Genomic DNA, 24,127 nt, shown 5'->3' with positions numbered 1-24,127 from the left:
TTCGAAGGGTGAAGAATGAGAAATGGTTATATTAGGAGCAGTTGTAAATGGGATTTGTATTATATTTGGTACTTTACTTGGTAAATTATTTAGTAGGATTCCAGAAAGTATGAAAGGGACGATAATGCACGCAATCGGTTTAGCGGTTACTGTGCTTGGGCTTCAAATGGCATTAAAAAGTGAAAACTTTCTTGTTGTCATACTGAGTTTAGTGATTGGTACGGTAATTGGAGAATGGTTACAATTAGAAGAAAAGTTAAAACATTTAGGGGATTGGCTAGAAAATAAAGTTGGATCGAAAGGGAAAGGTAGCATATCAGAAGGTTTTGTAACAGCTACTTTAATTTTTGCAATTGGCGCGATGGGGATACTTGGTGCACTTGACAGTGGGATTCGCGGAAATCATGATGTTTTATTTACAAAGGCGATTATCGATGGATTTATTTCTATTATATTAACGACAACTCTTGGAATTGGCGTAGTATTTTCGGCGATTCCAGTTGTTTTATATGAAGGTGGTATTGCAGTTTTTGCAACACAAATTAATAGTTTTGTCCCGAAAGAATTAATGAACCAATTTATAGTGGAGATGACGGCTACGGGCGGCATTATGATATCTGCTATTGGATTGAACTTGCTTAGTATTATTAAAATCAAGGTGGCAAATTTACTTCCAGGTATATTGGTAGTGGGTGTAATTGTTTCAATTATTTATGGTTACGGTTTAATGGATTATTAACCAACTTCATTTAGGGGAGTTGGTTTTATTATGAAAATGATGTAGAGATGTAGTGGTTTTTACTGGAAAATAGCGGGTTTTGTAGTAAATCTTGCATATAAAGCAAATTACTAAACTTTTTACAAGAAAGGGTGTAGAATGGGTATCTAAAGAAAGAAGGTGTGAAAATGGCCAGCTGGAAACGGAATTTAATGATTTGTTGGCTAGGTTGTTTTACCACTGCAGCCGGTATGAGTTTAGTAATTCCTTTCTTATCTTTTTATATTGAGGAATTAGGAGTAACTGGCACTTCAAGCATTGCACAGTGGTCGGGACTTGCATTTGGTGTAACATTTTTAATGGGTGCGATCGTATCGCCAATATGGGGAAAGCTTGGTGATATACATGGACGGAAATTGATGCTTATTCGTGCTAGCCTCGGTATGGCGATTATTATGACGCTTATGGGGTTTGTAACGGATGTGTATCAACTAGTCGCACTAAGATTTTTAATGGGAGCAGTATCTGGTTTCCTTTCAACAGCGATGACATTTATTGCAGCAGAAACTCCGAAAGAACATTCAGGTTGGGCGATTTCCACAATTTCAACTGGTGGTGTGAGCGGTTCGTTACTTGGGCCGTTACTTGGAGGTTATTTGTCTGAGTTAATTGGAATGCGTCATGTCTTTCTTGTTACAGGAGCTTTTTTATTCCTTTCCTTTCTCATCGTTTTTTTCTTCCTGCATGAAGAAAATCACTCTGCTCAAGCAAAAAAAACACAGCCGAAAAAAGTATGGACGATGGTCCCAGCGAAGCATTTAATTATTAGTTTATTTGTAACAACATTTATTATTCAACTTGCTAATATGTCAGTTCAACCCATTGTTACATTGTACGTGAAAAATTTAGTAGGTCCTCATACTGCACATATTGAAACAATTGCGGGAGCAGTTATGTCAGCGACAGGATTAGCAGTTATTTTGGCAGCACCAAGACTAGGAAGATTATCAGATCATATCGGTCCTCAAAAAACGTTAGTTGTAGCGTTATTTGCAGCAGGAATTATTTTTATCCCGCAAGCATTTGTAACCTCAGCGTGGCAACTATTAATTCTTCGATTTTTATTAGGTATCGCCCAAGCAGGATTATTGCCTTCCGTACAAACTCTACTAAAACAACATACACCAACCCATGTTACGGGACGAATATTTGGATATAATCAGTCGTTTCAGTTTTTAGGAAATATGATTGGGCCAGTGCTCGGGGGACAAATTGCAGCGCATGCAGGCTTCCAATATGTTTTCCTCTCTACATCATCACTATTATTTATTGCGTGTATTTGGGTTTATTTTCATAATAAGAACGAAGAAGTATCAGAGAAACAACGTTTGGAAGTTAGTTAACTAAGTGAATGAAAAAGAAAAAGGATGAAGCAACATGTGCTTCATCCTTTTTCTTTAAAATCGAAGACAGAGATAACTTAATGTACCAAGCTCATAACTACGGTGAATGACTTCACCGCTATTCTCGCCACTTCCCATTGCAATAAACAAAGGAACAAAATGCTCTGCTCTTGGTACGGCTAATTGTGCATGAGGAGCATTATTCTCCCAATTAAACAATGCATCTTTATCGTTATTCTGCATATGTTTAATAATCCAATCATCAAATTCAATTGCCCATTTTTCAGGTGTAGTTTGATTCCATTTCAGTGCTCGTAAATTATGAACGGTAACGCCACTACCGATTACTAAAATATCTTCTTGTCCGAGTCCTTTAAGTGCTTCTCCAATTTCAAATTGTTCTTTTGCAGAAAGGAATGGATTTACTGATATTTGCACGACAGGAATATTTGCTTCTGGATACATGCGGTGCAGGAGTGTCCATGAACCATGATCTAAACCTCTCGTCATATTATGATGGACTGGAATACCTTTGTTTCTAAATTTTGTTTCTAACATAGATGCAATGCTAGAAGAGCCTTTCGCACGATATTTGATTTCGTATAACTCAGGGGGGAAACCTCCAAAATCATAAATTGTTTCATATTCGTTATCTGATGAGGAAATCGTTAATACTTCAGTTTCCCAGTGAGCAGTGAAAATAACAATTGCTTTCGGTTTATATGTTTCTCCAAGTGTTTTTAAAAATCGTGTATAGTCTGTATCTTGAATAGCGAGCATAGGCGAACCATGTGCTAAAAATAGTGATGGCATCATAATAGTAGAAACCTCCTAAAAATTATATGATTACTTTATGTAAGTAACTATATAATTTTATTTTGAATTCGTCAAGAAATTAGTTTAAAAGCAAGTCTGAAAAATACATCATTTGTCATAATGAAAGCAATTACATATAATATAAAATAAGAAAAGTGAATGGATATTCATTTTCTTAAAGCTATACATAATAGAGTTGGGGGCTGACGAAATGAATGTACAGGAAAGTTTCGTTACGGCATTGGATGGATCGGAAATTTATTTGCGTAAGTGGTTACCAGAAGGAGATCCGAGAGGAATTATTCAAATTGCACATGGCATGACAGAGCATGCAGGGGTGTATACAGAATTTGTAGATGCTTTATTGGAAGCAGGGTATGGTGTTTATGCGCATGATCATAAAGGACATGGGAAAACAGTAAAAAAAGAAGAAGATTATGGTCATTTTGAACCAAATATAGGGTGGAATCAAGTTGTATCGGATGTTATCTTTGTTTCAGAAAGGATAAAAGAAGAGCAGTCAAGTCCTTTGTTTTTACTTGGACATAGTATGGGTTCTTTTTTATCAAGACGTGCTGTACAACTTAGAGGCGAATTATATGATGGATTTCTAATTTCAGGAACAGGTGGAAATCCAGGGCTTTTAGGAGCTATTGGTCATAAAGTAGCAACAATCGAAATGAAATTGCGCGGGGCAAAAACGAAAAGTCCAATGTTAAACTTTTTATCTTTCGGAAACTTCAATTCGAACTTTAAGCCAAATCGTACAAAATTTGATTGGTTATCTTCAGATAATAATCAAGTTGATAAATATATTGCGGATCCGTTATGTGGTTTCATTTGTACGACGAGTTTTTACCGAGAATTATTTTCTGGAGTATTAGAAGTAAATAAACTAGAAGAATACAAGAAGACGCCAAAGAATCTTCCAATACATATATTCTCTGGTGATCGTGATCCTGTTGGCGATATGGGGAAAGGTGTAAAAGAAGTATATGAAAACTATAAAAAATGTGGTGTGAAAGACGTGACACTACGTTTATATGAAAATGGTAGACATGAAATGTTTCATGAAGTAAATAAGGATGAAGTATTTAAAGATTTAATTTCGTGGTTAGATGCGCATAATAAATGAGAAAGATAATCCCAAACTGTTTGTAGTTTGGGATTATTTATTATACAGAAATAGGGGCAATAAATTCTTAAATTCACTTTACTTAATAAAAAATAAATCTTATTCTATATAATTAAACAGATATCAAGCTCTGTGTAAGTAAGGAGATGAATGTATGAGATTTGGAATTATCGGTCCATCAGAAGATGAAATTACGCCTTTTATTGAAGAAATGTCTAATAAGGAAATAACGAATCTTGCGATGTTAACATTTCACAGTGGGAAATATGAGAATGTAGAAGTTGTTGCCTTATATTGTGGTGTATGTAAAGTTAATGCAGCTATTGCAACTCAAATATTAATCGATAAATTCAATGTAACGCATATTATTGTCACAGGTGTTGCAGGAGCAATCGACAAAGTATTGAAAATTGGAGATACAGTAATTTCAACAGAAATAGCATATCATGATGTTGATGAAGGGATATTAACTGAATATCATCCTTGGATGGAAAGTGTATATTTTAGAACGGATAGAAACCTGCTTGAATTAAGCAGAGAAGTGGTTGAGAACAATCAATTCGCTCAAAATGTTTATTTTGGAAAAGTTGTTACTGGAGAAGCGTTTATTAGTGAGAGTGGTCGTACAGAAATAATCTCTAAATACAATCCACTTTGTGTAGATATGGAAACTGCAAGTATAGCCCACGTCTGCTATGCAAATACGATTCCGTTTTTAGCAGTGAGATCAATAACAGATACAGAAGAAGCGTCTGGCATAGAAGTGTTCGAAGATAATTGTGTATCTGCTTCGCATAATTCAATTTATTTTGTTAAAAAGTTACTAGAGTCTCTAAAAAAATAAAGAAATATTGTATGAGAGGAAACCTCACTTTTCTGAAGTGAGGTTTTTTGTAGTAACGAAGTAATAGTGAATAAAACTAATTTTAAAAGTAACTTAAAATCAAACTTTTTATAAAGCAACAGATGCCTGTTCATAATAGTAGTATAATAGTGAATGAGGTGTTAATAGAATGGAAGATAGAACGTTAGGTTTATTACTAGATGTTGTTGGTGAATTATTTTCAGATGAAATTTCAATTGCTGTTTCGAATACGAAAGAATATATTTACTATCGGCCAAGTAAACGAATTGATTTAAAGATTAGTGTCGGGGATCCTATAAAGGAAGGAACGATTGCTCATAAATCGATGGTGATGAATCAAAAAACATCTGAGTTTATTAATCGGGATGTTTTTGGTATTCCTTATCATGGAATGGCTGTACCATTTTCAAACAATGGAAAGCTTGAAGGGTGCGTAACGGCAATTTATCCAGCTTTAACGGATGGAAAGTCAGTCGTTACTTTAAAAACAACAGACGGCTGGATTCCGGTTCCTTTTTCAAAGGTTATGTATTTAGAGGCTAAAGATAAAAAGACGTATGTGAATTCAGAAGAGTTATCAGGAACACATAAATACTCTCTACAAGAATTCGAATACTTGCTTCCGAAAGATTCATTTATTAGATGTCACCGTTCGTTTATTGTAAATGTTAATCATATTAAAGCGATTTATCCTGATACCCATTCTACTTTTGTACTTTCGATGGATAATGGTGAGAGGGTACCAGTTAGTCAATCATACGCTAGTTATTTCCGTAAGCTTCTAGGATTCTAAATTTTTCTGCTTTAGAACCTAGATTTGCTGTTCTGTCTGAATTTTCGGCATTGTATACTAAAATCCCTATTTTGATAGTGTTAATGTGTAAAATAATTATGAATATTCAATGAGAGAGGGATTACATATGGAGAACAATTTAGATAGAATCAGAGATCAACGTCTAAAAGATCGGGTAGTTACACCTGAAGAAGCAGCTTCCTGGATTCAAAGTGGAATGACTTTAGGCTTAAGTGGGTTTACACGTGCAGGTGATGTGAAAGCAGTCCCATTTGCGCTTGTAAACCGAGTTAAGAATGATGAATCTTTTAAAGTAAATGTTTATACTGGGGCTTCTTTAGGCTCGGATGTAGACAAATTATTTGCTGAGGCAGGAATTTTAGGGAAACGATTGCCTTTCCAAGCTGATGCGACAATGCGAAAAGGAATTAATAACGGAGACTTTTTATTTGTAGATCAGCACTTATCTCATACAGCAGAGTTACTCCGTGCTGACGTTCTGGATATAGATTTCGCTATTTTGGAAGCGGTTGCGATTACAGAGGAAGGAATGATTATTCCAACCACTTCAATTGGAAATTCCTTAGCGTTTTCCTTAAATGCTAAGTCTATTATTATTGAAATGAATATGGCTCAATCCGCGCAATTAGAGGGGCTACATGATCTATATGAACCAGGTAAACAAGGAGAGAGGCTTCCAATTCCGCTTGTGAAAACGGATGACCGAATTGGAACAATCGGTATTCCAATTGATCCTGAAAAAGTAAAGGGAATTGTGTTTACGAATCAATTGGATTCGCCATCGACAATTGTTCCTCCGGATGAAGAAACTGTTATTATGGCACAGCATTTAATAGAATTCCTTCGAGAAGAAGTCAAAGTAGGCCGATTAACAAATCGTTTAGCGCCGTTACAATCAGGAATTGGTTCAGTGGCTAACGCCGTATTGCATGGAATGTTAGGTTCAGAATTTGAAGATTTAGAAGTATATTCCGAGGTTTTACAAGATGCAGTTTTTGATCTTATGGATGCTGGAAAAGTCAATTTTGCTTCTTGTTGTTCTATCACGCTTTCTGAAGAGAAAATGCAACAAGTATTTTCTAACTTTGAAAAATATCGTGACAAATTAATGATGCGTCCACAAGAGATTTCCAATCATCCTGAAATTATTCGTCGCCTTGGATTAATCTCAATTAATACTGCATTAGAATTAGATATATACGGAAATGTTAACTCTACTCACGTTTTAGGTACAAAAATGATGAATGGTATTGGTGGGTCTGGCGATTTTGCAAGAAATGCCCGCCTAGCTATCTTTGTTACTAAATCGATTGCGAAAGGTGGTAACATTTCAAGTATCGTTCCTTTCGTTTCACATGTAGATCATACTGAACATGATGTAGATGTTATCGTCACTGAACAGGGATATGCCGACTTAAGGGGACTTGCGCCAAGAGAAAGAGTGGAACTTATTATTGAGAATTGCGCACATCCAATGTATCGTGAACAGCTACGAGCTTATTACGAAGAAGCAAAAACAAGAGGTGGACAAACTCCTCATATTTTAGAAAAAGCTTTTTCTTGGCATACGAATTATGCTAAAAATGGAACAATGCTTGAAGCGGTAGTAGAAACTGTATAGGTTTGTATCGTACGAAATAGTAAAACGAATGAGTGAGTTTGAAGATTAAATTTTAGAAAAAGAGAACGCCAACTTTTAGGGATGGCGTTCTTTTTCTTTAAAAAATTTGTTGAAAATCGTACTGATTATAATAAAGAATTATAAAAGTAAGCTCTAATTTATGAAAATAAAAGGTTTTTTGAAGTGCTTTCCGAATCAATTTAGTAGTTTACATATCGAAAGTGAGGAGAAAGAATCATGAAGATAAGAGAAGCGTTATTAAGTGAAGCAAATGAATTAAGTGAACTCGCACTACAATCAAAAGCAACGTGGAATTATAGTGAAGAATTCATACTTGCTTGTAAGGAAGATTTAACAATTACAGAAGAATACATAAAAAATAATTTTGTATATGTTTTAGAAAACGATAATGCGAAGATTGGTTTTTTCTCATTTTTACGTAATGATAAAGCTCTCGATTTCTTGTACATTCATCCTGATTACAAAGGAAAAGGTTACGGGAAAATACTTTGGGAGTATGTAATAGAAAAAGCAAATGAACTAGGATTAAAAAGTTTTACAATTGATAGTGATCCGAATGCAAAAGGATATTACTTGAAAATGGGAGCACAGTTAATAGGAGAGATACCATCAACTGTCTTTAAGGGTCGTTTACTGCCTCTTTTGAAATATGATGTGTAAAACTATTAATAGTAGGGGAAGATTAGAATGGATGATGTAAAGGAAAAAAGAATATATGAAGCACTAATAAAATCGTGGTCAATTGAAGCAAGTTCAAAGTGGATAATTGAAAACCCAGCAAAGGGACAATGTGGTGTTACAGCTCTTGTCGTTCAAGACATATACGGAGGAGAAATTAAAAAGACAAAAGTAAGAGAGGTATGGCACTTTTATAACTTTATAGATGGGCAGAGATTTGATTTTACAGAGACTCAATTCAATGGGAAATTGAATTATATGGATGAAAAGTCAAATCGGGAAGAAGCATTTGCAGATACAAATGAAAAGCAATATAACATTTTGAAGGAAAAAATAACGAAAGAATTCAAATTATCTTTTGACTCTTAATCTTTAATAAGTTACTATAATGGTGGTAACTTATTAAAGGGAACTTCATAGAGTTGAAAGGGGAAATACTTTTGAAAACAACTTATGTAAACGCTACAATCGTAACGATGAATGAACAAAACGAAGTGATAGAAAATGGATATATCATTGTAGAAAATGATCAAATTATAGATGTAAAGAGCGGAGAATTCGCTAATGATTTTGAAGTAGATGAAGTAATTGACATGAAAGGAAAGTGGGTTTTACCAGGGCTTGTAAACACACATACACACGTTGTAATGAGTCTCTTAAGAGGTATTGGCGATGATATGTTATTACAACCATGGCTGGAGACGAGAATTTGGCCACTTGAAAGTCAGTTTACTCCAGAGCTTGCGGTTGCTAGTACGGAATTAGGATTACTTGAAATGGTGAAAAGTGGTACAACATCATTTTCTGACATGTTTAATCCAATTGGAGTAGATCAAGATGCAATTATGGAAACGGTATCAAGGAGTGGAATGCGAGCTGCTGTTTCAAGAACTTTATTTAGCTTCGGAACGAAAGACGATGAAAAGAAAGCAATTGAAGAAGCTGAGAAATATGTGAAGCGTTACTATAAAGAAAGTGGCATGTTAACTACGATGGTTGCACCGCATAGTCCATATACATGTTCTACAGAACTGTTAGAAGAATGCGCACGTATTGCAGTAGAAAATCAAACGATGGTCCATATTCATCTTTCGGAAACAGAGCGTGAAGTACGTGATATTGAAGCACAGTACGGAAAACGTCCAGTAGAATATGCAGCAAGTTGCGGGTTGTTTAAACGCCCAACAGTTATTGCACACGGTGTAGTATTAAATGAAAATGAGCGTGCATTTTTAGCAGAACATGATGTTCGAGTAGCACATAACCCAAATAGTAATTTAAAACTAGGTTCTGGAATAGCGAATGTAAAAGCGATGCTAGAAGCAGGAATAAAAGTAGGAATTGCAACAGATAGTGTTGCGTCTAACAATAATTTAGACATGTTTGAAGAACTGCGTATAGCAACTTTATTGCAAAAAGGTATACACCAAGATGCAACAGCATTACCAGTTGAAACAGCTCTTTCTCTTGCGACAAAAGGAGCTGCGGAAGTCATTGGGATGAAACAAACAGGGTCACTAGAAGCTGGTAAGTGTGCTGATTTTATTACGATTGACCCGTCTAATAAGCCGCATTTACAACCAGCGGATGAAGTGTTATCACACCTTGTATATGCTGCTAGTGGAAAAGATATAAGTGATGTAATTATTAACGGAAAACGTGTCGTTTGGAATGGCGAATGTAAAACGTTAGATGAAGAGCGTATTATATTTGAAGCAAGTCGTTATAAACGAGGTTTACAAAGATAGATAATTATGTGGCAGTTGAAAAAACTATCCTTTTAAAAGGATAGTTTTTTTCTTGAACGAATAAATATTCAAAAGAATGTCGCATCTTTCTGTTAGTATTTCTGCTATAATATATTACGCTTTATAATATTTTATATTTAAGGAGAACAACTCATGAAGCGAAAAAAGAGCCATTTAATGGTAATGGCACTTGTTACATCTTTATTATTAACAGCTTGTAATAATAAAGCGGATAAAAGTGACATAGAGGTTAAAAAACAAGTGTTAAATGTAACAGTATCAGAAGAAATTCCTTCTCTGGACACTGTGAAAACAACAGATGGTACATCAGCACACATTATGCAGAATATATTTGAAGGGTTATATGTATTAAACGATCAAGATCAGCCTACTCCAGCCATAGCAAAATCGTTTAAAAGAAGTGAAGATGGTAAGAAATATACATTTGACTTGCGTAAAGATGCAAAATGGTCAAATGGGGATAATGTAACAGCAAATGATTTTATATTTGCTTGGAAACGTGCAATTAACCCTGAAACAGCCTCTCAATATGCGTCCATGCTCTTTTATGTAAAAAATGCGAAAGAGATCAATAAGGGAACAATGCCTCTTGATGCACTTGGGGTTAAAGCGATAAATAATTATACGTTAGAAGTTGAACTCGAACAGTCAATTCCGTATTTTTTACAGTTGTTAGCACTACCTATATACTTACCACAGCATGAATCATTTTTGAAAGAACAAGGAAACAATTATGCATTGGAACCTAGTAATCTCATATATAACGGTCCATTTGTATTAGAAAAATGGAAGCATGAACAAGAGTTTCAATTAAAGAAGAATGCTACATATTGGGATCGAAAGAAAGTGAAATTAGACGAAATAAACTTTCATATCGTAAAGGATACAATGACAGCTGTAAATTTATATGAAGCCGGAGATTTAGATCGAGTACCTATTAATTCGCAAGTTGTAGACAAGTATAAAGGGAATAAGGAATTACATATGTCGAGTGATCCTGGAATTGCTATGCTTCGTTTTAATGAAAAAAATAACGCGTTAGCAAATAAAAAGGTGCGTCAATCTATTTCATTAGCGTTAAATAAAGATGATTTCGTTGCTCACTTTATTAATAACGGAGCAAAACCTGCAAGTGGACTTGTACCAGTTGGTCATGTAAATGAAGTGACTGGTAAAGATTTTAGAAAAGAAAATGGAGATATTTCCTCATATGATTTGCAAAATGCGAAAAAACTTTGGGAAGAAGCGAAAAAAGAGCTTGGGGTAGAACAAGTAAACCTAGAGTTCTTAACGTTCGAACAAGATAACGCAATACGTATGGCAGAATATATAAAAGGTGATTTAGAGAAGAATTTGCAAGGGTTAACGATACAAATTAAACAACAGCCATTTAAGCAAAAATTACAGTTAGAACAAATAGGTGATTACGATATAACTATGGCAAATTGGGGACCTGACTATAAAGACCCAATTAGTTATTTAGAGTTATTTACGACAGGGAATCCGAATAATAAAATGAATTATTCTAATGTTCGTTACGATGAATTAATAAAGAAAGCGAAAACGGATTTTGTACTAGATACGGAAAAACGATGGGAAGCGTTGCGAGAAGCTGAGCAGGTATTATTAGAAGATGCAGCTGTGGCACCGCTTTATCATATTGGCTCAGCGTATGTACAAAAGGATTATGTAAAAGGGATTGAAAAACATCAATTTGGTGGTATTTATACTTATAAGAATGCTTATATTGCTAATGAATAAATACAAAAAACCTTACTTTTTAAAAGTAAGGTTTTTTTTACAGGGGGCAGGGAAATCCTTTGGTGGTGTTCCCTGCATATAAAGAAGATAAATGCAAAATTGTAGGTACACATTCATAAGAAGTTGCAACAAATAAGATTAAGCAGTTTGTTTAAGTAAAAAGAAGAATAGAAATATAGCATACAAGGAATAAGGAAATGTAGTACAGATCAGCATACAAACATTCTCTTTCTGTAACTATGTTTGTTTTTAATTATATAAAAAAAATATTAGATTATATATTTTGTCCTTGGTATACTTAAAAGGTAATTTGGGGTATTAAGATGATTTGATAGAGGTGTTTGTGTGGAATTATTTGAGTATTATAAAAAAAGGGGACGGTTTAAGTGTTTAATTGGGACAGGGATTTTTCTCTTTGGATTATATTGTCTGTATAATAGTTGGAGTGATGTTAATTGGGGAGAAATAATATTTATGGTTATAGCTTCGTTTGTTTTTGGGGGAATTGGATTTTGGCAATTAAGAAAAGGGAATTTATTAAAAGAGAATATAGCTAAAAATGATTTGAAGTTTTGGGATATTGATACTTATGTTTTACTAGAATTACCTCAAAATAATAAACATTACGGTTTATATACTCCCGATGGCGCCTATATAGTAGGAACAACTATGGTTCCAACTGATATAATTTCTTCAAAATTACCTTTTTTAAAAAACAAGCAAGTTGTTGGATTGGAAGCAAAGGATGGGGAAATTCTTGCATATTTTCATAGTGAAGTTGAAAACTATGATTGGGCTATTTATGACTCAAATTATAATTGTGTAGGGATGTTTAAAGAAAATATGATACAAGGATTTGGAATGGTACGTGGTTCTTTAATGAATGAAAAAGAGATGAAAATTTCTGAAGTAGAAGTTGAATTTGATTTTTTCGAAACTTCTTTTCGGACAATGGATAACCGGATGTTAATAAACTGTAAAAGAGGATATATGCCTTTGGAATGGAGCGAAAGATTCGGATTAAATGTACCTATTATTAAATTAGGTAATAATATTTCTAATGCTGAAAAGATATTTGGTTTAGGGGTTCTTTTCTACATTTTAGAAACAATTAAAGTAAGAAAAAGTAGGGTTTTTAATGATTAGAGTTTCAAAAATTATTTAAAAAAGAAATTGAAGAAAAGCAGTGATTCTTTTTAGGTGTTGGTGTTTTTGAAATAGTTAAAGAATGAATCTTAATTCACATATACATAAAAAAGGGGAATTTCTATGAAATCATTACGTTTATTTATGATTCTCACTCTTGTTGTATTGTTAAGCGCGTGCAATACAGCGACACAAGTTACAAAGGTTCAAAAAAATGGCGAAACGACTTTAAAAATTGGTTCTCTGCAAGGGTATTACGATGTACAAACACTTAAAGCTGAAAAAGGAAATGTGGAAATCCCTTATGAAGCAGCTGTTGAAGAAGGTACGATTTTATTACAAGTTACAAAAGATGATAAGGTTATTTATGAAGAAGAAATCACTTCTCAAAAAGAAGGTTTGCTTTCTTTTGAAGCTTCAAAATCCGGATCATATGATTTAATTGTACGCGTGAAGGGTGAAAAAGAGAAAGCAAAAGAAATTCAAATACATACTAAGCTATGAAAAAACGGTAAGTGGAGTGCACCCGCTTGCCGTTTCCATTTTCAGTTGATTCTGTCACAACATATGTTTATCAATTTAAGAGGTGATCTTCCGAAATTCCTAATGAAGTTAAAATAAGAGATCAACAAAAAATATGTTACAACCTTGGCGTGGTAGTAACGGAATTTATAACTCTCTTTTACACGATAAAAAGACTGGGTTTGATACATTTTTATTCGAAAGAGATGTAGATGGTAAAAAGCAAGTAGTAGTATTTAGGAGAAGGGACATAAGGTGATGCTCTTTTTGGAGAAGGTGTACTAGATCTTACTACCGATATTGATTATATATGGGGGGAAATAAGTTGAAAAGCATTGAAGTTCTAAATACATATATTGAAGGGAGTTCTGTTTCAATCCCTACGTGGTTAAAGCATCTAATTGAGGCAGAGGAGATACATCAAAACTATGAGAATGTACAAGTACTTGGTGCATTAAAAACAGATGCGGTGTTGTACTATGTACACCGTACGCTGCAAGTGTTGGATGGACTGTCTTTAGATGAAGAAGCATATCGTATTATTGAAAAGGTACTAACGTATAGTGAGCTTGCAAAGGTAGGATCTTTAAAACAGCGGGAGCAATGGAAGAAAAAAGGGATTAATCTATTGGTACATAACGAGGGTTCTGCTGATATCTTTAGTGATATTCAGTTTATTGAACGTGTAGAGACAAACTTAAACTCTACTGAGTATTTGTTTATTCAAGATTTAATTAGAACACATGGATTAATCGGGCAGTATATACGCGGGGAGGCTCGTTTGGACTCTCATGTTGATTTAATTAACACATATAAAGAAGAATACGGAGACGTTAGGTTAAAGGAGATTCTATACTATCTTAACCAATGCATTATTGAGGGCGTATCAAAAGCTTTGTGGAGTGAAGTGAAGAACGATGTGAAGATTACAATTGATGGTCTGTTTGATGGTTATATGGAGCCATTTACTTCTCGTATACATAGACTCACGCCAAAACATAAGGAGTCAGCATTTGAAAAAGATATAATTATGGGGAGCGAGAAGAGTGACGTTCAAACATTCCTATCTAATAAGGATTTGTGGTATGTAGAACCTTCTATGCATGCTCTTAGCTTTGAGGATATTTGGACAGTTTTTGTTATGTTAAAGAATGAGATAGGCACTAGAAAAGTTCAGCATATACATTTCGAGAAATTGATGCAGCAGCTACATTATGATTTCAAAGGCGAAAAAAAGGACAACGTGTATCGTAAGCGAGTTATTGAGAAGTATCTACGGGAGTACCGTGAGAACGAGAAACCGAATACAACGCATGTTTCTTTTCAGGTTAAAGTCGATGAAGATATGAAGACTGCGTATGTGTCGTTTCGGTTTTCTGCTGTAGGTGAGGCGTTAATTACCTTCTGTGTAGAGGCAGAAAAGATAGATATGATGCATGCTCGGGCAAATGTGCTGCTGTTTGATTTCTTCGGGTTACGAAAGGATGCATATGATAGATTCCATAACGAAGAAGTGTATCTGGAGCATATGAATAGCTCGGCTGATGATAAACGAATTATTCTTGATTATATAAAGGGAGATACGATTGTAGATGTCGGAGCCGGTGGTGGTGTCATGCTAGACATGATTGAAGAAGAGACCGAGGATAAACGAATCTACGGTATCGATATTTCCGAAAACGTGATTGATACGTTGAAAAAGAAGAAGCAGAACGAGGGGCGTTCTTGGAACGTCATTAAAGGGGATGCAATCAATTTAAGCAGCTCATTTGAAAAAGAATCGGTTGATACGATTGTATATTCTTCTATCCTTCATGAGCTGTTCTCTTATATCGAGTATGAAGGTAGGAAATTTAATCATGAAGTAATTAAAAAGGGGCTGCAGAGTGCTTATGAGGTGTTAAAGCCAGGAGGCCGTATTATCATTCGTGATGGCATCATGACCGAAGATAAAAGGTTAATGCGGGTGATTCGTTTTAAAGATGCAGGCGGAATGAAGTTCTTAGAGCAGTATGTCCAAGAATTTAAGGGGCGTATAATCCAGTATGAGGTACTTGCAGACAATACAGTCAAAATGCCTGTTAATGATGCAATGGAGTTCTTATATACGTATACTTGGGGTGAGGATTCCTTTGTTCATGAAGTGCAGGAGCAGTTTGGAATTTTTACGCCAAACGACTATAAGGACTTCGTAAAGGGTATCTTTGGAGATAAAGTAAATATCGTTCAAGCTATGAACTATTTGCAGGATGGATATACAAACCATCTTAGCGAGAAAATCGAGTTTACAGATGAGTCTGGGAATGCTGTTACGCTACCAGATAGTACGTTCTTTATGGTTTTAGAAAAGAGGTAATGATGTTGAAAGACTTTAAAAATATAATTTTAAGAAACTTAATTTAATAGTCTTCAGTTAAATAGTGTATTTTTAGAGTAATGAAAAATTCCTAATTTCTTAACTTTATACCGAGAAACATATCCAAGTGGGGTATTGACGATTAAAACCGGGAATATTAGAACAAATTCGCTAGCTGAAATCTATCGAAACTCCCCTGTTTTTCAAAATCTTCGTAATCCTGACAAGTATAAGGGAAAGTGTGGTGTTTGTGAGTTTCGATATGTTTGTGGGGGATCTCGTTCTAGAGCATATGCAATGACGGGGGGATTATATGGAAAGTGAGCCTTTCTGCGTATACGTACCAAAAGCATTGCGAAAACAGAAAAAGAACATAAAAAAGGGCTATGAGTAAAAGCTTACTCACAGCCCTTTTTTAATGTTTTATAATGTATAGTACTTCGCATCCGTCATTAAAAATTCGCTACCTATAACTATTGTACTGAAACAAGTTTTTTACACATGTATTCTACTAAACCGATTTTAATAAAGAATAAAAATTCGTATCATAGGGAATGTCATCTTGATACATATAATTTTTTAGAACGCCTTCTTTTTCAAAGCCTAATTTTAATAGTACTTTATTGGAAGCTTCATTTTCAAGAAATACAATTGCTCCGATCCGCTTTAAATGAATCGTATGGAAACCGTATGATATAACCTCAGAAACAGCTTCAGTCGCATATCCTTGTCCCCAGTGTTCAGGCAAAAAGGCATAACTTATATTGGCTCGTTTATGCTCAGAAGACCAATCGTGAAAACCAATGGTACCGATGAGTTCTTTCTTGTCTTTTAATTCGATTCCCCATTTTATACCGCTTCTTGCATTGTAACTCAGTTTAAAGTTATGAATAATTTGTTTCACTTGATCAATATCTTGTAACGGTTTTTGGCCATAATAGCGCAGTACGTCAGTATTAGAGAAGCATTGTAGTATACCTGGTGCATCTTCTTCGGTAAGTTCTCTTAAAATAAGTCGGTCGGTTTTCAATATAGGAAACATGCTTTCACTCCATTTCTTTTAAAACTAGAATGTGTTGTTATTATATAATCTAGTCTGAAAATAAAGATTATTCAAGTGGGAAGTATGGTTTTAATTTATGATAAAATGGATTGTGGAATATATTTCAAAAGAGGTTTGTATATGGAGAAAAATTCAATTTTAATTGTAGATGATGATCAAGATATTGTTCGATTTGTTAAAGCGAATTTAATGCAAGAAGGTTTTAAAGTTTTTAGTGCTCATAACGGAGAAGAGTCTTTAGAAATAATAAATAATAACAGTATTCAACTTGCTATTTTGGATATTATGATGCCACAAATGGATGGGATAGAATTGTGTAGAAGAATTAGAGAGAAACATAGTTTGCCAATTATGTTTTTAAGTGCAAAATCATCGGACGTAGATAAAGTCGTCGGATTTAGTACAGGAGCAGATGATTATATTGTGAAGCCGTTCAGTACAATTGAATTTATAGCGAGAGTGAAGGCTCAATTAAGAAGGTATACATATTTCAATCAACACGCTGTCCAAGTAATAGAAAAGAAAATAAATATTAGAGGTTTAGAAATAGATGAAGCGTCGAGAACAGTAATGTTATATGGAGAAACCATCAATCTTACAAAAACTGAATATGATATTTTGTTCTTAATGGCAGCTGCAAAGAATCGTGTATTTACAATTGAAGAAATATATGAGAGCGTTTGGAAAGAAAGGGCCTATGAAAGCAATAATACAGTCATGGTTCATATCGCAAGATTAAGAAATAAAATTGAAGAGCATCCAAAAGAACCGAAGTTTATTCAAAATGTTTGGGGAGTCGGATATAAAATTGAAGATTAAATCATTACAAGGCATTAGAGCTAAGTTTTTTATCGCATTCATATGTAGCATCTTGTTAGCAATTGTAAGTATAATAGTGTTTCAAATTTTAATTGGAAATATATATAGTCATGTTACTGCATTAGAAGAAAAATATTCATTTTTATATTTTATAGTTTTTTTGATTTTTACTACAACATACTTTGCATTCATGACAAAAACGCTGATGAAAAGGTTGTCTCAAATTAACAAGAACGTGAAAGAAATAAGTGAAGGTAATTTTGAAATACATATACCTATTTCGAAAAGCGATGAGATTGGTGAACTAGCGGCAAATGTTAATAGAATGGCGAAAAGCTTAAAAGAGTCTATCGAGAATGAAAAAAAATCACAGGAAATGAAAAATGAAATGATTAGTAATATTTCTCATGATTTACGAACGCCAGTAACATCTTTAATTGGTTATGCGGATCTGTTAGGAAATAAACTTCATTCGAATGGTGAAGAATGTGAACAGTATGTAAGTATATTAAAGCGAAAAAGTTATGAATTAAAAAATCAAGTAGATGATTTATTAGAATACTGTCAAATAAATTATAGAGAGATTGAATTACATAAAGATGAAGTAGATATGAAAGCATTAATTGAACAAATCATGATTGACTTTGTACCACAATTAGATGATGCTAATATGAGCTTTTATATTAAAAGTGATGAAGTGCTGCATGTAGAAGTTGATGTAGCACTTATAGTGAGACTATTTGAAAATGTAATAGGTAATAGTATTATGTATGGAAAAGATGGAAAGGAAATTGCAATTGAAATTTCCAATAAAACAATGAATGTTGAAGTAGAAATTAAAAATTTTGGACAATGCATTCCGAAAGAGGACCTTCCTTACGTTTTTGAGAAATTTTATCGTAGTGAAAAATCACGTAGTTCTCATACTGGTGGGAAAGGGATGGGGCTTGCAATTTCGAAAAGTATAGCTCAGCTCCATCAAGGGGATATCACTGTACGTAGTAACGATAAAGAAACAGTTTTTACTGTGAAATTACCGCAGTATAAAAAAGTAAGAAAGTCGTAAGTATTTCTTTTATATGTTGTAATTTTTACTTTGTATCATTGAGAAAAAGGATATGAGAGTAGGGATGCGACATGTGGAAGAAATTTTTATTAGTAATTATAGTTTCTTTTTTAATTATAAGTTGGATCTTAGTTTATGTAGCTAATGGTGTTACATCAGTTTTTGTTTGGTGGAGTATTCAGGCTTTTAGTTTTATTTCAGTTTTCCTTTTGGTAGGATCAGTAATAATATTTTTTTGGAAAGGCATTTTTAGAAAACGGATAGATAGAACGCTATTTTTAATCATTCTGTTTTCTATCATTGGGGCTTGGCCTGTCGGTTGGTTTGCTAATATAGGTAGAATTGCTTATCCAGCAGATATACAATCGATGAGTCCTAAAGCAGTAGTTCGTTTTCCTTTGAATGAGCGAGCATTAATAGGTTGGGGTGGTGATCGGTTAGAAATGAACTATCACGTTATAAAACCAAATGAAAGGTGGGCATATGATATTCTCATTCCACCTGCTGAAGTGAAAAGTAGTAAGTTAGAGGATTACGGAATATATGGAGCGAAAGTAATGGCACCAGCTTCTGGGACGGTTGTATCAATTAATAATAATGAACAAGATTTAGTTCCTAGATCGGAAAATTTTCAGTCGATGGCGGGGAATCACATATATTTACGAGTAGATGAAACAGGCACATTTCTGATTCTTGCTCATTTAAAGAAAGGGTCAATTAATGTGAGGGAAGGACAACATGTGAATGAAGGAGAGTTTCTTGCTCAAGTAGGTAACTCAGGAAGTTCAAGTGAGCCCCATTTACATATTCATCATCAAAGGCAAGATCCGTCCAAGGTAAGTATGTTTTTTGCGGAAGGATTGCCACTTTACTTTCGAACTAAAAATGGTGTCATGATGCCGGAAAGAGGGACATACACAAGTGGTAACTAGAAGAAAATCATTTCATCCAAAAAGGGTACTCCAAATTAAAATTGGAATACCCTTTTTTCATTACCCTACAAATGTTTGATACAGTAAGAAGATATTTAAAACGATAACGAGTGCTGCAATTATCCAAGCGATAAATGTTGTTATACGGTGGTTAACGAGTGCACCCATAATCTTTTTGTTACTTGTAAACATAATAAGTGGCACTAGTGCAAATGCAATGCCGAATGATAAGACGACTTGGCTCATGACTAGAGCGTAAGTTGGATTTACACCTAAAGCGATAATAACTAATGGTGGAATCATTGTAATAAATCGGCGTAAGTATAACGGAATATGCATGCGAATGAAACCTTGCATAATAATATCACCCGACATTGTACCGACAGAAGAGCTAGATAGTCCTGCTGATAAGAGCCCAATTCCAAATAAAGCAGCTGATACAGGACCTACTAAGTTGGTAAATTGAGTGTAAGCAACATCTAAATCTTCAACGTGCAAGCCGTTTTTAAAGAATAGTGCAGCAGCAACAATTAACATACTTGCATTAATTGCTCCAGCAATAACCATTGCAATAATAATATCGATAAATTCGAAACGAAAAATCTTTTTCTTTTGTTCGTCAGTTGTTCCGATCACGCGGCGTTGTGTTAATGCAGAATGCAAGTATATTGCATGCGGCATAACTGTCGCACCTAAAATCCCTGCTGCAAGTAATATACTGTCCACACCTTGGAATTTTGGAATAAATAGTCCTGAAAGAAGGGGACTTAATTCTGGTTTTGCATAAAAAACTTGAATCCCAAAAGCGATTACTACAATGAAAATCATTCCTGTAATAATAGCTTCTAGTGGACGAAATCCTCTACGTTGAAATTCAAGGATAATAAATGATCCGGCTGCTGTAATTAAAGCGGCAGGTAGCATCGGGATTCCAAATAGTAAGTAAAGCCCCAATGCAGCTCCAATAAATTCCGCTAAATCTGTAGCCATAATAACTAGTTCACCTTGTATCCATAAGCCGATAGACACAGGCTTTGGAAAGTTTTCACGAGCTATTTCGGGTAAATTGTTTCCTGTAGCAATTCCTAATTTAGCCGATAAAGTTTGGATTAATACAGCCATTAAGTTAGAAGCGAGTATAACCCATAATAGTAAATATCCATATTGTGAACCAGCTGCGATATTTGTAGCAAAGTTGCCAGGATCAATATAAGCAACGGACGCGATAAAAGCGGGTCCTAAAAATGGTAACAGTCTTTTCCAGCCTTTTGTTTCTCCACTTAAAGCTAAGTGAGCTGATTGTACAGTTGTACTTTCAGAAGGGAGATGTTTATCTTTTGTTATATCTTTATTCATAGTAGTTTTCCCCTTTAAAATGTTAACTTGATGAAATTATTGTATTTATTCTTACTCATTATTTCAATACATTTAAATATGTTATGTGATAATTTCATTTGAACACGAAAGTTTCCTTAATGCAAATTATATGCCTTTATGCAATGGATGGTGTGATAACGTAAAATAAATTGGGAGTTTATGGTGTGGTGACATGGGGAAACATAGTGAATTAAAGGGCTGTTTTTGAAATTTATGTGAACATAAAGCTGATAATACAGCATATTAATTGATGGAATTGCAATTGTATGATATATAATATATTGGGATTACAACATAACCATAGTGTTATGATGTGTAATCTTGTTTTTTATTTTTGTTAACTGATAGAAAATAGTATAAAGAAAAGAAAATGGGATTCATTTTCTTATTATATATGTTTTGATATGAACGTTAACTTATACATGATTTTAAAAATTAGATAGGTGGTAGAAATACATTGGCAACTACAAAACCATACAGAGTATTACTATATTACATGTACACAACAATTGAAAACCCAGAAGAATTTGCTGCAGAGCATTTAGAATTTTGTAATTCACTTGAATTAAAAGGAAGAATTCTTGTAGCAAAAGAAGGTATTAACGGAACTTGTTCTGGAACTGTAGAGCAAACAGAGAAATACATGGAAGCAATGAATAATGATCCACGTTTTGATGGTATCGTATTTAAAATAGATGAAGAAGAAGGGCATGCATTCAAGAAAATGCACGTACGTCCTCGTCCAGAATTAGTTACACTTCGTCTAGAAGATGACATTAACCCACATGAAATAACTGGGAAGTATTTAGAGCCAAAAGATTTTTATGAGGCAATGAAACAAGAAGATACAGTTATCATTGATGCACGAAATGATTATGAGTTTGATTTAGGACACTTCAAAGGTGCGATTAAACCTGATATCGAATCATTCCGTGAATTACCAGATTGGATTAGAGAAAACAAAGAAACACTTGAAGGTAAAAAGATTTTAACTTACTGTACAGGTGGAATTCGTTGTGAGAAATTCTCTGGTTGGTTAGTTCGTGAAGGTTTTGAAGATGTAAGTCAGCTTCACGGTGGAATTGTAACGTACGGAAAAGATCCAGAAGTACAAGGTGAGCTTTGGGATGGACAATGTTACGTGTTTGATGAGCGTATCGCTGTTCCAGTAAACCAAAAAGAACATGTTATCGTTGGTAAAGATCACTTTACAGGTGAACCATGTGAGCGCTATGTAAACTGTTCAAATCCAGAATGTAATAAGAAAATTTTATGTTCTGAAGAAAACGAAGCGAAATATTTACGTGCATGTTCTCATGAATGTCGTGTAAGTCCACGTAACCGCTACGTAATACAACATGAATTAACGGAAGAGCAAGTAGCTGCTGCATTAGATAAAATCGAAGCAGGGAAGTAAGCTGAATTCGTATAATAAAAAGGGTACTCCAAGTTTTATTTTGGAGCACCCTTTTTTTATTATACAGTCCTGTCATTTGTCGTTTTTTGTCGGTAAGTCGATATATTTGAAAAATCGCTGATATATTTCGAGTTGCGCTGATATAATCGGAAAATCGCTGATAAAAATTTCACTTACTGCAGCACACCAAGAATTTGAAAATAACCTTCTTTAGTTTTTATCCTCTTTCTCTTTAACGGCAGAAAGTACCGTTTGTTTTACCCAAGCTTTTCTTTGTTTATGCTGTAGACCCCATTGATATAAACTTTGGGCTCCTAAAATAAGTGAAATGACAATGCCGCTAATCGCAATTAATAGAGCGAAAAATTCAAGAGGGGACGATATTTTGTTTGAATCGGTGTTTCTTAAAAGGTCAATCATAGTAAACCCTAACATTTGGCCCACTACAGAGTAGAGCGTTAAAATTAATAATAAAAGGCTATCTTTTTTAGAGGCGACATTTTCTTGATATTTAAACAAACTATCAAGATTTTGTTTCGCGTTCGAGTATAGAACCTCAATATTAAAAAGTTTTCTTAAGCGAAAGAAAATATCTTCACTTTGTGATTGGGATACTAATTCTAAAGAAAAATAATTAGCAGTGAACGAATTGATTGAATAAATTAATTTCTCTATTTCATTAGTATCTTGTTCAATGTTTAGCTCAGCATAGGCGTTTGCCATTTTTAATAAAACAATTTTATGAAATAGGTTTAATAATAAAGCGTAATAAAATTCTCCGAACATTTGACTAGCAAGTTTAGAGATTTCGCGTTCTCCTTCATTTGTTACACATGTAAAAATATGTTCTTCCATAATGAAATAACGATTTGGAGCCCATCTCTGGTAAGCGTGTTTTTTTAAATAGTCATGAATGTAAGGAAGGTTATTTGCACTTACATATGGTTTACCATCACTTGTTAATCCGGAAAGACTAGAAGTACGATAAACATCTACTTCATTAAGTTCCATACCTTCTTTTAGTGACAATAAAGTTTGAACGTACATTCTTTGGTCTTCAAAGAAAGGGAAGGTTTGAAAGTATGAACTTCTTAATCTCTTCTTTTCAAAGAAATCAGTTACACCATGAAATAAATAACCAAAAATGAATTTTTCAACTTGGGAATACTTTTTTCCGTTACATTCAATACAAATAGTCTCATTTGTATCATTTTTAGTTTCAAGTACACGGAAGCGAGCAGCGAATTCGATTGCTTCAGATAAAGTCATGTTTGGAGCAGTGTTTACTTCTGTTCGAATTGTTAAGAAGCCAAGTTCATAAGGACAAAGTGTGACATCAATAGAGTGTATCTTGAATGGAATTGAAATAAGGTTTGTTGTTAAATGTCCAGTTAAGTTAAGGTCCTTTGAATAACGTTGCAAGCCCTTTTGATGCTCTGAATGAGGAAAGAGAATTTTATTTGTAAATGAAAGATAGTATGCTTCCATATTTTGATGTGAAACTTTAAACTCCCCATAATATGTATTTTCATCATCGAGATGATCGAGCCGAAAAGGACGAAAATCGTTTTTTTGTAAGAAAGGGAACATATTTTGTTCATATCCAGCTTTAAACGAAAACGGGAATATAAATTGGAATATAGCTGTTGCTACACCTTTTTCCTCAATTGATTGTATTGCCTCCATCTACATTGTGTCCTTTCCATATATGCTATAGAAACAACATGCCCAAATTTATTTGAAAATAACCACTCTTTTATACTCAATTGAGAGTGAAAATTCAGCTTATTTAGCAGGGAACATGTATAATGTTATGTATACTAAAAGT

21 protein-coding genes and 1 pseudogene are annotated in these 24,127 nt (G+C 34.2%); 18 read left to right on the top strand and 4 right to left on the bottom strand.

Translation table 11 applies throughout. The features are described from left to right. The first annotated feature begins 22 nt into the window (after positions 1–22). Together IBT51_RS01505 and IBT51_RS01500 are read left to right on the top strand one after the other, a co-directional pair. Complete coding sequence (locus IBT51_RS01505; protein WP_078993440.1) at positions 23–739, top strand: DUF554 domain-containing protein; 717 nt, start codon at positions 23–25, stop codon at positions 737–739. Between the two features lie 167 nt (positions 740–906). After that, the gene (locus tag IBT51_RS01500) at positions 907–2,121 is read left to right on the top strand and encodes a multidrug efflux MFS transporter (protein WP_000179302.1); all 1,215 of its coding nucleotides are present in this window, start codon (positions 907–909) and stop codon (positions 2,119–2,121) included. A 54-nt stretch (positions 2,122–2,175) separates the two neighbouring features. Here IBT51_RS01500 and IBT51_RS01495 read toward each other — a convergent pair whose 3' ends face one another. Beyond that, a complete protein-coding gene (locus IBT51_RS01495) occupies positions 2,176–2,937 on the bottom strand; it encodes a DODA-type extradiol aromatic ring-opening family dioxygenase (RefSeq protein WP_016513025.1) in 762 nt (253 codons plus the stop codon). A 211-nt stretch (positions 2,938–3,148) separates the two neighbouring features. On the opposite strand from IBT51_RS01495, the gene IBT51_RS01490 reads away from it, so the two are divergent. From IBT51_RS01490 to IBT51_RS01435, 12 genes and pseudogenes are all read left to right on the top strand, one after another. Next, on the top strand, positions 3,149–4,072 hold the full coding sequence (locus IBT51_RS01490) for an alpha/beta hydrolase (protein ID WP_001102583.1): 924 nt from the start codon (positions 3,149–3,151) through the stop codon (positions 4,070–4,072). A gap of 154 nt (positions 4,073–4,226) precedes the next feature. After that, complete coding sequence (locus IBT51_RS01485) at positions 4,227–4,916, top strand: 5'-methylthioadenosine/adenosylhomocysteine nucleosidase (RefSeq protein ID WP_016082075.1); 690 nt, start codon at positions 4,227–4,229, stop codon at positions 4,914–4,916. 169 nt (positions 4,917–5,085) lie between these two features. Then, positions 5,086–5,730: a LytTR family DNA-binding domain-containing protein gene (locus tag IBT51_RS01480; RefSeq protein WP_029441983.1), complete on the top strand. Its 645-nt coding sequence runs from the start codon at positions 5,086–5,088 to the stop codon at positions 5,728–5,730. 127 nt (positions 5,731–5,857) lie between these two features. After that, on the top strand, positions 5,858–7,372 hold the full coding sequence (locus tag IBT51_RS01475; RefSeq protein WP_088021941.1) for an acetyl-CoA hydrolase/transferase family protein: 1,515 nt from the start codon (positions 5,858–5,860) through the stop codon (positions 7,370–7,372). 237 nt (positions 7,373–7,609) lie between these two features. Next, entirely contained in the window at positions 7,610–8,053 is a 444-nt protein-coding gene (locus IBT51_RS01470; RefSeq protein ID WP_063547044.1) for a GNAT family N-acetyltransferase, read from the top strand. A 27-nt stretch (positions 8,054–8,080) separates the two neighbouring features. After that, positions 8,081–8,440, top strand: a complete 360-nt coding sequence (locus tag IBT51_RS01465) for a YunG family protein (RefSeq protein ID WP_088021940.1) — start codon at positions 8,081–8,083, stop codon at positions 8,438–8,440. Positions 8,441–8,493: 53 nt separating this feature from the next. Continuing rightward, entirely contained in the window at positions 8,494–9,819 is a 1,326-nt protein-coding gene (locus IBT51_RS01460) for a bifunctional S-methyl-5'-thioadenosine deaminase/S-adenosylhomocysteine deaminase (RefSeq protein WP_140155627.1), read from the top strand. Positions 9,820–9,972: 153 nt separating this feature from the next. Continuing rightward, on the top strand, positions 9,973–11,601 hold the full coding sequence (locus IBT51_RS01455) for a peptide ABC transporter substrate-binding protein (protein ID WP_065228631.1): 1,629 nt from the start codon (positions 9,973–9,975) through the stop codon (positions 11,599–11,601). 345 nt (positions 11,602–11,946) lie between these two features. Beyond that, complete coding sequence (locus IBT51_RS01450; RefSeq protein WP_200457940.1) at positions 11,947–12,747, top strand: ABC transporter ATP-binding protein; 801 nt, start codon at positions 11,947–11,949, stop codon at positions 12,745–12,747. A gap of 123 nt (positions 12,748–12,870) precedes the next feature. Continuing rightward, positions 12,871–13,251: a BA_1872 family lipoprotein gene (locus tag IBT51_RS01445; RefSeq protein ID WP_000838922.1), complete on the top strand. Its 381-nt coding sequence runs from the start codon at positions 12,871–12,873 to the stop codon at positions 13,249–13,251. Positions 13,252–13,579: 328 nt separating this feature from the next. Continuing rightward, positions 13,580–15,625 (top strand): class I SAM-dependent methyltransferase, encoded by a 2,046-nt coding sequence (locus IBT51_RS01440; RefSeq protein ID WP_002025623.1) that lies wholly within the window; start codon positions 13,580–13,582, stop codon positions 15,623–15,625. Positions 15,626–15,742: 117 nt separating this feature from the next. Next, positions 15,743–16,019 (top strand): annotated as a pseudogene (locus IBT51_RS01435) (SPASM domain-containing protein); the annotation flags it as partial. A 117-nt stretch (positions 16,020–16,136) separates the two neighbouring features. Here the strand turns inward: IBT51_RS01435 and IBT51_RS01430 are convergent. Next, positions 16,137–16,667: a GNAT family N-acetyltransferase gene (locus tag IBT51_RS01430; RefSeq protein WP_000483964.1), complete on the bottom strand. Its 531-nt coding sequence runs from the start codon at positions 16,665–16,667 to the stop codon at positions 16,137–16,139. Between the two features lie 141 nt (positions 16,668–16,808). On the opposite strand from IBT51_RS01430, the gene IBT51_RS01425 reads away from it, so the two are divergent. The 3 genes from IBT51_RS01425 to IBT51_RS01415 all read left to right on the top strand — a co-directional run bounded on the left by IBT51_RS01425 (position 16,809) and on the right by IBT51_RS01415 (position 19,505). Then, positions 16,809–17,507, top strand: a complete 699-nt coding sequence (locus IBT51_RS01425) for a response regulator transcription factor (RefSeq protein ID WP_200457939.1) — start codon at positions 16,809–16,811, stop codon at positions 17,505–17,507. Beyond that, positions 17,473–18,573, top strand: coding sequence for a sensor histidine kinase (locus tag IBT51_RS01420; protein WP_141403330.1), 1,101 nt, complete (start codon positions 17,473–17,475; stop codon positions 18,571–18,573). The genes IBT51_RS01425 and IBT51_RS01420 overlap by 35 nt, the downstream gene beginning before the upstream one ends. 71 nt (positions 18,574–18,644) lie before the next feature. Continuing rightward, positions 18,645–19,505: a M23 family metallopeptidase gene (locus IBT51_RS01415; protein ID WP_200457938.1), complete on the top strand. Its 861-nt coding sequence runs from the start codon at positions 18,645–18,647 to the stop codon at positions 19,503–19,505. A 60-nt stretch (positions 19,506–19,565) separates the two neighbouring features. Here IBT51_RS01415 and IBT51_RS01410 read toward each other — a convergent pair whose 3' ends face one another. Next, entirely contained in the window at positions 19,566–20,861 is a 1,296-nt protein-coding gene (locus IBT51_RS01410) for an Nramp family divalent metal transporter (RefSeq protein WP_200457937.1), read from the bottom strand. Between the two features lie 478 nt (positions 20,862–21,339). Between IBT51_RS01410 and trhO the strand changes: the two genes are divergently transcribed. Beyond that, positions 21,340–22,299 carry an oxygen-dependent tRNA uridine(34) hydroxylase TrhO gene (gene trhO, locus IBT51_RS01405; RefSeq protein WP_200457936.1) on the top strand — a complete coding sequence of 320 codons (960 nt, stop codon included), beginning with the start codon at positions 21,340–21,342 and terminating at the stop codon, positions 22,297–22,299. A 210-nt stretch (positions 22,300–22,509) separates the two neighbouring features. Here trhO and IBT51_RS01400 read toward each other — a convergent pair whose 3' ends face one another. Then, on the bottom strand, positions 22,510–23,985 hold the full coding sequence (locus IBT51_RS01400; protein ID WP_000387440.1) for a hypothetical protein: 1,476 nt from the start codon (positions 23,983–23,985) through the stop codon (positions 22,510–22,512). Between the last annotated feature and the right edge of the window lie 142 nt (positions 23,986–24,127).

This window comes from Bacillus sp. S71 (genome assembly GCF_016625265.1).
In the GTDB taxonomy this organism is placed as follows: domain Bacteria; phylum Bacillota; class Bacilli; order Bacillales; family Bacillaceae_G; genus Bacillus_A; species Bacillus_A cereus.
The sequence above is the reverse complement of the archived record's forward strand: the minus strand, read 5'-3'. Positions and strand labels throughout refer to the sequence as shown.